The 13,939-nt window shown below is 37.6% G+C and carries 8 protein-coding genes; 5 read left to right on the forward strand and 3 right to left on the reverse strand.

What is annotated here, in order from left to right; translation table 11 throughout:
- Positions 1-113: 113 nt before the first annotated feature.
- Entirely contained in the window at positions 114-623 is a 510-nt protein-coding gene (locus tag CXF71_RS03490; protein WP_101231600.1) for a DUF2062 domain-containing protein, read from the reverse strand.
- Positions 624-758: 135 nt separating this feature from the next.
- On the opposite strand from CXF71_RS03490, the gene CXF71_RS03495 reads away from it, so the two are divergent.
- The 5 genes from CXF71_RS03495 (at position 759) to kdsB (ending at position 7,580) form a co-directional block, all read left to right on the forward strand.
- Positions 759-3,383, forward strand: coding sequence for a DNA internalization-related competence protein ComEC/Rec2 (locus CXF71_RS03495; protein ID WP_101231601.1), 2,625 nt, complete (start codon positions 759-761; stop codon positions 3,381-3,383).
- 214 nt (positions 3,384-3,597) lie between these two features.
- Positions 3,598-5,409 carry a lipid A export permease/ATP-binding protein MsbA gene (gene msbA, locus CXF71_RS03500; protein WP_101231602.1) on the forward strand — a complete coding sequence of 604 codons (1,812 nt, stop codon included), beginning with the start codon at positions 3,598-3,600 and terminating at the stop codon, positions 5,407-5,409.
- 11 nt (positions 5,410-5,420) lie between these two features.
- Positions 5,421-6,452: a tetraacyldisaccharide 4'-kinase gene (gene lpxK, locus CXF71_RS03505; protein ID WP_101231603.1), complete on the forward strand. Its 1,032-nt coding sequence runs from the start codon at positions 5,421-5,423 to the stop codon at positions 6,450-6,452.
- Positions 6,453-6,525: 73 nt separating this feature from the next.
- A complete protein-coding gene (locus CXF71_RS03510) occupies positions 6,526-6,723 on the forward strand; it encodes a Trm112 family protein (protein WP_101231604.1) in 198 nt (65 codons plus the stop codon).
- A gap of 2 nt (positions 6,724-6,725) precedes the next feature.
- Positions 6,726-7,580: a 3-deoxy-manno-octulosonate cytidylyltransferase gene (gene kdsB, locus CXF71_RS03515; RefSeq protein ID WP_101231605.1), complete on the forward strand. Its 855-nt coding sequence runs from the start codon at positions 6,726-6,728 to the stop codon at positions 7,578-7,580.
- A gap of 216 nt (positions 7,581-7,796) precedes the next feature.
- Here the strand turns inward: kdsB and CXF71_RS03520 are convergent, their stop codons facing one another.
- Positions 7,797-12,839, reverse strand: a complete 5,043-nt coding sequence (locus CXF71_RS03520) for a diguanylate cyclase (RefSeq protein ID WP_101231606.1) — start codon at positions 12,837-12,839, stop codon at positions 7,797-7,799.
- 421 nt (positions 12,840-13,260) lie between these two features.
- Positions 13,261-13,857, reverse strand: coding sequence for a ubiquinone anaerobic biosynthesis accessory factor UbiT (ubiT, locus tag CXF71_RS03525; RefSeq protein WP_232771368.1), 597 nt, complete (start codon positions 13,855-13,857; stop codon positions 13,261-13,263).
- Positions 13,858-13,939 lie beyond the last annotated feature (82 nt).

Below are 13,939 nucleotides of genomic sequence, written 5' to 3' on the forward strand. Positions count from 1 at the left end.
AAATAAATGCCTTGAACTTATCACTTTTTCCTACGTATAAAATAGGTCACTTAATTAATGTAATTGGTATAACAACTCTGAGACTTATAAATTAAGTGGTTATTTCAGCTCGATTATCGGTGTGGACGACTTTTCCATGCTTTAATTGTTTGGTAACGCCACATTGCTTGTATAACTAAATAGCCTAATATTGAAAATATCAAGGCAAGTACACCACAGCCGACTAAAAACGCAGGTCCTATGGTTGATAGGCTATCTAAAACCCATTGCCAACTTGCGTGAAAGGCAAAGTCTTGCTCAGGCACAGCTAATATCCACGTACCTACCAAATAGCAGGCGTAAAATATAAAAGGCATGGTCAGTGGATTTGTTATCCAAACCAATGCAATGGAAAGGGGGAGATTTGCATGTACTATAATGGCAGTACCGGCAGCTAAAACCATTTGAAATGGCACTGGAATGAAAGCAAAAAATAAACCAACGGCAAAGGCTTTAGCGACAGAGTGACGGTTTAAATGCCAAAGGTTGGCATTGTGGAGTAAATTGCCAAAGATTTTGAGATATTTGTTATCTTTTATCGTTTGATGATCTGGCATCATACGTTTGATGATTTTTTTCGGCATATACTTCTACAGGTCCTTTGACTAAAAGTTAGTGTGCTAAATAATTTACATAGATTGCTTAGTAAAGTAATCAGTAATGTCCGTAGATATTATCGTGCTAAATAAACCGTAAAACATAAAAGGATTTATATCACTATGGATTGGTGGTTACTGACATTTTTTCTTGGTGCTGTATTGTCCCTATTTTTGCCGGAAGTGCCAGCGCTTTTTCAGCTATTTTTACTTCTTTGTTTTGCTGTTGGCTTTTTTTCACATAAAAAATTACGGCGTAGCTCCGGATTATGTTTTGGCGCTTTATGGATATTATCCCAAGCTTACCTCTATCAGGGCCAGTTACCAAACAACTTCATTGATCAAATGCAAAATAAACAGCCCTTTGTTGTTGAAGGAGAGGTACTTAGTATACAAGTTAAACCATTAAGTATCTTGGATGATACCAACGCAGGAAGCTCTACTAGGCAGCAGTATGACGTCACGAAGCGATTTAATTTTCGGGTTAGTAAGGTTAATCAACAACACCTTAAAATTCCATTTGTTATTAGATTAAGTTGGAATAAATCAAGTGTTGATGTATCTCAAGGGGGAAATCTTCTGCTGAACGTTAAGCTAAAGCCTGCCCATGGTTTAGCCAATATAGGTACTTTCAATTACTTAAGTTGGCTAAAATCACATCACATTGTTGCTACCGGTTATGTGGTTAACCCGAGAAAATCTAAAACCCCAACCCCAACCCCGAAAAATAGCCTTGAGCAAAAGTCTCATGCGAATACTGACTTTAACTATTCAAAAAACTCAAAAATATTAGCAGATAACAAAGTGTTAATTGACAATGTTTCCTTTAGGCAAGTCCTGCTTGAGCACTATCAAGGTTTAACGCCAAACCATCAACTTACTCCTATTTTATTAGCATTAACTTTTGGCGAACGTAGCTTACTCTCTCCTGAACACTGGCAAATATTACAAGCGACTGGCACTAGTCACCTTATTGCTATTTCTGGTTTACATGTAGGATTACTTGCTGGTAGTTCATTTTTTATCGTGATGTTATTTTTTCAATATCTACCGTTAAAAAACCCTCACTGGCAACGGGGTAATATTCGTTATATTGCTATTGCCGTGAGTGTATTACTCGCAACTATATATGCTTATTTAGCGGGTTTTTCCTTACCAACACAGCGCGCTTTAGTGATGTTAAATCTGTACTGGCTTAGTCGATTAGTTGGCATAAAACTTTCACCTAAACGATTAATATTATTGACGTTATTCATTTTGCTAATTATCAGCCCCTTCAGTTTATTAACGGCTAGTTTTTGGCTATCTTTTTATGCCGTGGCAATTATTTTTGTAACATTATGGCGATTTAAGTCATGGTTATATAAAGGCTCTACACTTTGGCGTTTTGTGAAAGGGCTGTTTGTTATTCAAGTAGCTCTTACTGTCATGTTAATACCTATTACCGCATTATTTTTCCAACAGATGTCGCTGGTTAGTTTACTTGCGAATATCATTGCAGTGCCTTGGATGAGCTTTTTTAGTATACCTACTGCTCTTGTCTCAGTGTTGTTGGTGCCGTTGAATGAGTCATTAGCCCAATGGTTTATGATGGTTTCATTGGAATCATTGACTTGGCTTTGGCATTATCTTGATTTCATTAGCAATATACCCAATGCAATTATTTCACTATCCTTAGCGCAACAACTGATCGTGTTAATTCTAGGTATTGCTGCTTTTTTGATGCTTTATCTTTCGCCATTTATTTGGCATAGGCGATTAACAAAAAGCGCCATATTGTTAATGAGTTTAGCCTTAAGTTTGAGCTTAATAAGTATTCCGTTCCCTAGTTTTTCTACGGTAAACACCTTCTTTAGCTCAGTAGATAAAAAGGATAATACAGATGAAAACACTGACTCAAAAGAGTATGACGTTTCGCCATGGCAAGTTGTTTTTTTTGATGTTGGACAGGGCTTGTCGGTGTTAATAAGGCGTAATGGACATGCTATTTTATATGATACTGGTGCAGCATATCCCAGCGGTTTTACGCTTAGTGATGCGGTGATACTGCCATACTTGCAATACTCAGCGATTAATCGGCTTGATAAAGTGATCCTTAGTCACAGTGATAATGACCATGCTGGAGGTATTAAAATCTTGATAGACAATATTATGATTGATGAAATTATCAGTAATGATAAAAATATCGTTAACTCAGGTAAGGCTATTTCACCTACAACTGTTTCAAGCTTGATTCAGGTACCTATTAATGATTGTAACTCAAGCCAGAGTTTCTCTTGGCAAGACCTAAGGTTTGATATCTTATGGCCTTTAGCTTTAAAGGCATCTGAGATAATGACTATTAATACAAAGCAAAAAAATGATGATTCATGTGTCATTTTAATAAGTGATCATCAAGGACATAAACTGCTGTTAACTGGTGATATCTCCGCTAAAGTCGAGCATGTTTTGTTAGAACTGTATCCTTTGCTTAGTGCTGATATATTGCAAGTACCTCACCATGGCTCAAAAACATCATCAAGTCAGGCCTTTCTTAGTCAGTTGTCACCTAAAGTCGCGTTAGTCAGTGCCGGTTATATTAATCGTTGGTATATGCCGGTAGCTGAAGTTAAACAGCGCTACCATGATGCTAATATAACATTATTAAATAGTGCTGAGCTGGGGCAAATAATAATAACACTTGATGAAAATGGAATAAAAACGAAAAGTTATGTTGAAGATTTACGCCCCTTTTGGTTTAGTCATTAGTTCTTTTGGTGAATACTTTTAAAAGCAAAATTTAGCCCTCTATATATTCAGCGTAGCGGTTTATCTTGCGATTGATCTTGTTTTGGTTATAGTTTTTGTTGGTTGTCTCATCAATTCACGGTAAAATACTTTTTTGATAATGTATGCATGATAAAAGTTAATGTTTTATCAATTTTCCTTCTAGGTAATTTAAATACCCGAGTAATCATAACTAATGGCATCTCCTTCACAAAATAACGCCTCAACCTCTTCACAAGATTCAAACAATGCCACGGCATGGCAAAATTTTAAACGGTTAGTAAGTTACGCAAAACCTTATAAACTGGGTTTTGTCGCTGCAATTATAGGCATGCTTGGTTATGCCGCCATCGACGTATATTTCCTCTCCAAATTAAAACCACTCGTTGATGAAGGTCTTGCGGGGGCTAATACTGATTTTATGAAATGGGCGCCATATTTTATTATTGCGGCTTTCATGGTTCGAGGGGTAGCACACTTTGTCGCTAACTATTGCCTCGCTTGGGTGGGCAATAATGTTGTTGCCGATTTAAGACAGCAGCTTTTTGAGCATATTATGTCAATGCCAGTGGCTTTTCATGATCAAAAGTCTACCGGCTCACTCATTTCAAAAATAACCTTTGATACGGAGCAAGTATTAAACTCGGTCAGTAAGTCTATTTTAACCATGGTCCAACAAAGCGCCTTTGTTATCGGTTTACTCGGTTTGATGTTTTATATGAGCTGGCAATTATCCGTAATCTTTTTGTTAATAACGCCGGTTATCGCCGTGATTGTTAGTGTGGTATCAAAACGCTTTAGAAAAGTAAGTAAAAATATTCAAGGCGCGATGGGAGATGTTACTACCGCAGCAGAGCAAACCTTTAATGGTCATAAAGTGGTATTAACGTTTGGTGGCCAACAACGAGAGTTCGCGCGTTTTGCTCAAATTAATAAGCATAATCGTCAACAGCGTATGAAAATGCAGGCAACAAGATCTGCTAGTGTCCCCATTATTCAAGTGATAGCCTCGTTCGCTTTAGCCTTTGTTTTTTATGCCATTACTTCAGATACACTACGAGATGATATTTCGCCAGGTACCTTTGTCGGTATTATTACCTACATGACTATGTTGCTAAGACCCTTAAAAATGCTGACTAATGTTAATGCTGAATTTCAACAGGGTATGGCTGCATGCGTTAGTATATTTTCGATACTCGATCATGAAAAAGAAAAAGACAATGGTGACAAAAAACTTGATAGAGCCTCTGGGACTTTATCTTTCAAGCATGTTGATTTTGCTTATGCAAAGGCTGACACAATGACTTCAAGCGATAACGAGCAAGAAAGTAAACTCGCGTTAAGTGATCTTACTTTTGACTTAGCGCCAGGGGAAACCTTAGCGTTAGTTGGCCGTTCAGGCAGCGGTAAATCAACGGCAAGCTCATTATTATTACGTTTTTATGATGCTACTGCTGGTGAGATATTAATTGATGAAACTAATATTGAGCAATTCCTATTAAAAGATTTACGTAAGCAGTTCTCTTATGTTTCTCAACAAGTTGTCTTATTTAATGATACTTTAGCCAACAATATTGCCTACGGTAAACCTGACGCAACTGAAGCTGAAATTATCGCTGCGGCGAAAAGTGCTCATGTGATGGAATTTGCTGAAAATATGCCTCAAGGGCTTGAAACCAATATAGGCGAAAATGGCGCCTTACTGTCAGGCGGTCAACGTCAACGGGTTGCCATTGCTCGCGCTTTGTTATGTGATACACCTTTCTTGATTTTAGATGAAGCGACTAGCGCGTTAGATACTGAATCTGAACGTCATATTCAAGACGCTTTACAAACATTACAACAAAATCGTACCTCAATTGTTATTGCGCATCGATTATCAACTATCGAAAATGCAGATAAAATCATTGTTATGGACCAAGGTAAAATTGTTGAGCAAGGCAATCATCAAAGTTTACTTGCCAAAGAAGGCGCCTACGCTCAGTTACATAGCTTCCAATTTGAATAAGGAAGTCTAGTATGCGCTTAATTGAAAAGGTTTGGTTTAACAACCACCCCGCTAAGTGGCTATTGGTACCATTACTACTTCCTGTGTCGGCTCTTTTTTGGCTGCTTAGCTCACTTAGGCGTCTCAGCTTTAAATTCGGTTTATCAAAATCCTACCAAGTTAGTAAGCCGGTTATCGTGGTGGGTAATATTGGTGTTGGCGGTAATGGCAAAACGCCTATTGTTATTTACCTTGTTGAATTGACTCGTTCATTGGGTTTAACACCTGGCGTTATTTCTCGAGGTTATGGTGGTCAAGCACCGCATTATCCTTATCTAGTCAATGAACACTCTACGGCAGTAGAAGCCGGTGATGAGCCAATACTTATTCAGCAACGTTGTCAGGTAGCTGTTGCTGTAGGAAGCGACCGTATTGCTAGTGCAGAGCTACTTATTGCTCAAGGTTGCGATATCATTATCAGTGATGATGGTTTACAGCATTATCGCTTACCGCGTGATTTAGAACTTATCATTGTCGATGGAAAACGTTTATTTGGTAATGGCTTATTATTGCCTGCTGGTCCATTGAGAGAAGGGCAGTGGCGTTTAAAACAAAGTGATTTGGTTATTTACAATGGTAAAGGCTATAACGGTAAAGAAGCAAGCGGCATCCAAGACAAATTATATCCGTCTTTACACATGTCATTGTTGGCCACAGAGGTCTGTAACTTATATACCAACGCTCGCATTAACTTAATTGATTTTATTACGGTAAATTCTTCAGTCAATGCTATTGCAGGCATTGGTGCACCACAACGATTTTTCGATACATTGACCGTAAATAAACTAAATATAATAAATCAACAAAGTTTTGTTGATCATCATAGTTTTACCCTTGCTGACTTCAACGCTTTTGATGATAATATACCGCTATTAATGACTGAAAAAGACGCGGTGAAATGCCGTGGTTTTTGTAAAGCCAATTGGTGGTACTTACCTGTAGATGCAACTTTTAGTCAAACAGAGCAACAAATATTACGAGATAAGATAATAGCCGTAAGTTAATGTGGCATTTATAAAATATAAAACTAAACATCTAACAAATAACTAACATATAACTAACCAGTGAGAAACTATCATGGCCTTCGATACAAAATTAATGGAAATCCTTGCCTGCCCAGTATGTAAAGGTAAGTTAGCTTACGATAAAGAAGCGAAAGAGCTTATTTGTAATTTTGATAGACTTGCTTACCGTATAGAGAAAGATATTCCCGTATTACTCGAAGGAGAAGCACGAGAGCTTAATGTTAGCCAGTCAACTGAGCAAGGCAGCTAATTATGTCTGTCAGTAGCAGTACAGCAACAGACAAAGCAGTAAGCGATAAATCGACAGGCGATACTAGCTTTGTTGTTGTCATTCCTGCTAGATTTCAATCATCCCGGTTACCTGGGAAGGTGTTAGCTGATATTAACGGCAAGCCTATGATCCAATGGGTTGTTGAAAAAGCACAGCTAAGTGGTGCGCGCCAAGTGATTGTTGCAACAGACAATGATGAAGTCGCTGCAGTTGTTAGTGGCTTTGGCGCCGAGGTTTGTAAAACACGTGCAGATCATCAATCAGGTACTGAACGCCTAGCGGAAGTCATGGCGAAATATCAATTCAGTGATGATGAAATTATTGTTAATGTGCAAGGTGATGAACCTTTCATTCCACCGGAAAATATTGCCCAAGTAGCCAATAATTTAGCTAATCAACAACAAAATAGTCGTGTAGCGCGCATGTCGACGCTGGCTATTAATATTAACTCTGTTGAAGAAGCTTTTAATCCTAATGCGGTAAAAGTAATCCTTGATAAGGATGGTTATGCTTTATATTTTTCACGCGCTACTATCCCTTATGATAGAGAGCGTTTTTTAAATTCCGATGCAAATACGGACAAAAATATTCGCGCAATCGGTGACTTTTATTTAAGACATGTTGGCATTTATGCTTATCGTGCTGGCTTTATTAAAGACTATGTCAATTGGCCAACAAGTGAGTTAGAGCAAGTTGAAGCACTAGAACAGTTAAGGGTTTTATATCAAGGTGAGAGAATTCACGTTGCAGTAGCAAATAGCCATGTGCCAGTTGAGGGTGTTGATACACCTGAAGATTTAGCAAAGGCAAGGGCATACGCTGCCAGCTTGGATTAACCTGTATAGCCTATTGATAAGTATTTGATATCAAAATATTTTGTAGGTTGTTTAGTCGTACTAACCTAGATGATTTTTATCGAATAATCATCTAGGTCGATTGGTTCTTGGAGCAATGGCTCTAAGCACAGTTATCAACTTTATACACCCTATACAAAAATCAACGATAAAACGCTTATCGCTAGTCTCTTATTCATGCTCAAAATTAACGAGTATTTAGAGTTCCGAAGAAAAAGTATATTGATCTCGACCCTTTGCCTTTGATTGATATAAAGCCGAATCTGCATGCTTTATTAATGTAGCTGGATTGCCATTAGGTAATGCTTTTATTGTCGCGATACCAATACTTATGGTGACATGTTCGGCATTGTCTGAAAATTGATGTGGAATGGCCAAATCCCTAATTTTGTTCATACAATGTTGTGCAAGACTTTCAACCGTACTTTTATCCGATGTAGACATTAAAATAGCAAACTCTTCACCGCCATAACGAGCGACAAAATCATTTTTACGGGCGACTACCGAACTTAATGCTTGCGCGATTAACCTTATACAGGAATCGCCCTCAAGATGGCCGTAATTATCGTTATAGGCCTTAAAGTGGTCTATATCGATCATCATTAATGTTACCGAGCTGAATTCTCTAGAGGCACGACTCCATTCTTTGTCTAGGGTATTATCAAATTCACGGCGATTAAAAATACCGGTTAGACCATCTTTAATCGCTAATAATTGCAATTCTTGTGTACGCTGAGCGACTTTCTTTTCTAGTGTTTCATAATGCCGTGCATTAATTAAAGAAATAGCCGCTTGTGCTGAGATAAGCTCAACGGTATCTTTATGTTTTTTTGTAAAAGCGTGCTCTGTGAGGTTGTTTTCCAAATAAACGATAGCGATTAATCTACCTTGAGCGGTAATAGGTAAGCACAAGACCGATTTAGGGTTATTCATCCGTAAGTAACTATTATTAATAAAGCGAGGGTCTTCGCCTGGTTTATCTATGATCAACGTTTTCATCGTTTTTTGGGTATAACGGATTAAGGTCTCGGGTAATAAAGGCTGTGCTGCCGCATCAACATCATTAAGATTAATGTTATGTAATTGGCTATCAATAGAGGCAGAAAAGTCATTGATAGAACCGACTATTTCTACTATCAATTGTCCTTCTTCGTTAATAATAATCGCACCATGCTGAGCTCCTGCATTCTCCATCAGTACACTCATCATTTTTTCTAATAATGAGTTAACATAAATTTCTTCTGATAACAGCTGATTGGCTTTTATCAGTGAATGTAAATCAATGGATTGAGCTTGATCAGTGACGGTATTGTGTCTTGAATGTTGTAAACTGCCAACCAATGGAATAACACCACTGATTGAATTGAATCGTTGTTGCGACCATTGATCTTCTATCTGAGTACATTTGGCGGTAGCTCCCCAACGAGCATAAAGATAATGTGCGTCTTTAATACAATTTGCAGCGATTCGTATTTGTCCTAAATCTGCCCAATATTTGGCATAGCGTTCGTTAATCAGTGCTTCACAATGAATGAAATTAGCTATTTCAACGGCATCCAGTGCTTTGGCGTAAAATTCAGTTGCTAGGGCATCTTGCCTTTGCACTCTGGCTATCTCTGCCGCGAGTAATAAATGTTTATGTGAATAATTTTTGGGGCTATCAAAGGACCATGTTTGAAACTGCTCACAGATTTCCTGTGCTTTAGCTAAGTGATCTGTAGCATCTTTTTTATCGAGTAAAATTAATGCCAGGTAAAACAAGCTTTCTGTCATTTCTGGAGTGTCTGGTAAAAACATGCAGACAATATCAATATTTTTAATGCATAACGCTTGTAATACTTTGTCATTCATAAAATATGCATGACGGAGCGTTGCGAAAGTATAAAAAGCCATATCCATCGACGGAGCATGGAAATCATCATTAAAATGTTGCTCTACGTTGAATGATTCAGTGTTTAATGAGCTAATACCTGACGAGGGAGAGATAAGTGTTTTTCCTTGCAAGGCTAATACCGATTGATAAGCACCTAGCAATAGAAAGTTTATGGTCGCAGGTTGTTGTTTTTTAATTAAAAAAGCTAATCCTTGTTCAATATCTTTTTGTAATTCATCTAATTGCACACCTTTAATAAATTTGTTACAAGCCTTAAATAAAACGCCATAACCTGCGAATACAAGGTTGGTTCCTTCTTCTCCCCAAGCTATTATTTGTTCTTGAAAAACATAAGCATTTTCAATGGGTTCACACCAATGCTGATAACTTGAAGCAAAATATTGATAAATAGTTGCTCGGTGATATTTACTTTCCCATAAGTCAGAAACACTTTTTGCTAGTTTACTCATTTGGTAACACGCAGGATACTTTTCACCCATCATAGACATTGCCGTCGCATACGCGGCATAACCAATGGAGCTGAGTTCACATTGACCATATTCTAGGGTTAAACACACCATGTTACAGGCGTTAGTAGCGTAAGAACGGGCGCAGCCCGATAAGTAAAAAGCGGAAGCTAAAGCGTTATGAATTTCCATTCGCAGCAAACAATGCTCATCAGTCATCTTCGTTGCGGCTATTAATTGTCTATCAGTATATTGATTGCGTAAATTTTGTGTGGCGGTATAAGTCGTAACTACTTGTTGTTCAGCTTCATTTTCGGTTGCCGGGAAGTTAACATTCAACAGTGCTAAGCCACCCATTAATACCTCAATGGCATCAGGAAAACTTCCGCGTGATTGAAATTGGTCTGCCTGCACTAAAATGAGGGCTATTTTTTCTTTATGTGTTGGAGCACTTTTAATACTATTAAGAAATAAGGTACGTGCGGTTTCGATGTTACCAGCTAAGAACTCAGTTTCTATTAATCCTTTGACTATGGCTAACGTTTGCAGCGGCTCATTGTCCCATGAATCAATCGGTAAATGTTGCTTTGCAATGCGAAAATAACTGGCTGCTGCGTCGTAAGTGGCAGCATTTTTACTTTTTAATCCTGCTCTTAAATTTAACGTGACGATTTGTTTTAATTCATCAGGTTTATCGATGATATTGATGGCGCCATTAAGTACATTGAGTAATGTGAAAAGGTTAACCTCTAATTCTTCTTCTGTTATATTTTCTAGCCAATGTTTACCGATATGCCATAATAATTTTTCACGACCTTCTTCAGGCGTTAATTGATAAGCGGCTTGTTGAACTTTATCGTGTAAAAAACAATAGTAAGATTGGCTTAAGCTAGATTCGTCATCAATAAATTGATAGTACTCATCTTGCGGTAATATGAACCCCGCTTCGAGTAGTGGCCACAGTGTTTTTGCGGTTGTGAGGGTATCGTATTTACACACGGATGATAATTGGTGCAGGCTAAAACTACGGCCTAGGTGAGCTGCGATAGATGCTAGTAACTGTGTTTCACTATTAAGTTGTCTAAATTTTTCAATCATTAAATCAACAACATTATCGGTCATTGAGTGTTTATTTATTTCATCAATACACCACTGCCATACCCCGGTTTTATGGTTATAGTTAATTGTACCTTCTTGAAAAATAGCCAATAAAAATTGTTTAAGGAAAAAGGGATTACCGCGTGTTTTTTTGAAACATAACGTAGCCAACGCCGATACATCATCAAAATCACACTGTAGTGTACGGCACAGCAATTGCTGAACATGCTTTAGTTTTAGCGGGAGAAGATGTATTTTCGTTAATGCATTGGCTTGCTCTCTTTTTTGTAAAGCAATGTGAAGTGGATGCGCCTCATCGACTTCATTATCGCGGTATGCACCAATAACATATAAACCATTTTTATTACTATCGTTCACTTGCTGTTGTAATAGGTTCAATGTAGGCATATCAATCCACTGCAAGTCATCAAGAAATATAACCAAGGGCTGCTCTTTAGAATACAGCACACTGACAAAATCAATAAAGACCATATTTAATCGCATTTCAGATTCAGCCGGTGGTATTACCGTTAATGCGGAAGTAGGTCCAATAATTAGGGCGAGATCGGGTAATAACTCAGTGATAATGGTGGCATTATTACCTAGCGCCAATTTTAACTTAGTACGCCATTGATTGAGCTTTTCACTACTTTCACTTAACAAATGTTGTAGAAACTGTTGCAGCGCTTCAATTAAAACCAAAAATGGTTGTCCACGGTTGTATTGATCACATTTACCCATGATAAATAAACCATCTGTAGCGATAATGTTCTTTTGTAATTCATGCACTAACGCTGATTTACCTACACCAGAATAGCCACTGACCATAGCTAACTCGGTGTGTCCTGTGCATGCGCGATCATAGGCTTCTAAAATAATCGCAAGTTCATTTTCACGGCCGTAAAGTTCATTCGATACATTAAATTGAAGAGATACATCAGAGACCGCCAAAATGAAGTGTTCAATTGCGTTGTTCTTGTCCCATTGATCGAAACATTTATCTAAATCATATTGTAATCCATAGGTACTTTGGTAACGATTCTCAGGCGACTTGCTCATAAGTTTGCTGATTATCGAGGAAATTACCGATGGAACACCATGTTTTATATCCGTTAAAGGCTCGGGTGTTCGAGCAATATGAGAGTGTAATAAAGTCATCGCGTTTTGCGAAGTAAAGGGTAAATGTCCGCTGAAAAGTTCATATAAAGTGACGCCCAGCGAATAAAAATCGCTACGATAATCTACTTGTATGTTGGTACGCCCTGTTTGTTCAGGTGAAATGTATTCAAATTTCCCCCATAGGTCATGATTAAGTACTTTAATTTGTTTATGACTAAGACGAGTGGCTAAGGCAAAATCACACAGTTTTAATTGCATGGTAGCGGGATCTATTAAGATATTACTTGGGTTAATATCTCTATGGATTAATTGTAAGCGATGAACATCCGCTAAAGCTGAAGTTAACTGGCAAGCAATATGTAAACGTTGGCGGAACGTTAGTTCGTTAGTTGCTATGAGGTTACTCAAGGTTGTTGACGAAAAATCCTCTAGTACCAATATATGGCTGTTTTGATGTCGTTTCAAAGCGTGGGCTTTAATTACCCATTTTGAATTAATAGCGCGTAAAATTTTAAATTCATTTTTCCAGCGAGAGTCTAGTTCTATGGAGGGGTAATCAGTGTTTTGGTATTTAATAATAACGGTGGGCTCGTCAAACTCAGCATTGTTAGGGATAACACGTGCCACCACCGTATCTTGGTAAGAATAGAGTATGTTTTTTATTTCACATTGGGATAGATTCATTAAGACTACTAACCTTTAATTACAGCGCTTACATAGCTGACTTATTTAATCCGATATATCCCTTACGAATTAATGAGAACACTGTTTTTTTTATTGCATAGTGGATGATAAGCAAAACGAGTTATTGCGAATCATCACTGTAAACTATAGTCTCTCTTCTATCAAATATCCGTTTAAATAAACGAAATAAAATAAGAAAAGTGGTTTTAACTGGCCTTTACATAAATAAAAATATCTTAATGTTTTTCAATCATACTAAGAAAACTATGGTGCTTATTAGCTGAAGTGGAGGGAAATTTTATCCGGCGGGAAATAATTACCAAGCCACTATCTCTGTGAAGATAACAAGAAATTATATGGTAGTTGGTTCAAGTTAGTGGTTAATTTAACGTGGATTGACCTTTTGCTATACCACCTATGTTCAGCTTTTTACTAACGCAAGTTCATCATGGGTGTTTTGTAAAAAGCAGGCGCCAAAATCGACTAGATCATGAACAGAGCTCGGTAGTTGTTCAATATCAATCGCATCAATTAAGTTTTTAACTTCTAGACCTAGTTCAGTATCGCCTTCAATTTTTAAACGACGTTGAAAAAATAAGGTATCTGGATCTTGCTTACGACCTGCAATCAATATTAAGTCATCCCCATTTGCACTAAAACTAACATCTTCAGCAATATTATCTTTGGGCGATGCCATAATTAATTGGTCTTGATCAAAGCTTAAGCACCAAGTTAACTGTAAGTCGGTAATTGAAATCTTTAGCCACTTACCTTGTAAAAACTCAAAATCACCGTCCGTAATTGCTTCACTAAAAATAGAATGTAGCGCAGGAATTAGTAGAGACCTTTGCGCGCTAAAAGGCACAAAACGCAAACTGGGCTGCAAAATCTTTGGCATCATCTTGAGTAATTTCTCTTTGACTTGTAAAGGGAGATTTTTCTCAATAAGTGATAATGAGGGAACTAGACTTGTCGTTATCACTTGTCTAAGAGGTAATAACATGGGGAGTTTCAGCATTTACATATACTCTATCGTAGCTTCATAGCGGTAGCTAATTCTAGCAATACTAAAAAAGTAATTAATATCGCAGATCAAGTTT

Source organism: Colwellia sp. 12G3 (assembly GCF_002836775.1).
GTDB lineage: Bacteria > Pseudomonadota > Gammaproteobacteria > Enterobacterales > Alteromonadaceae > Colwellia.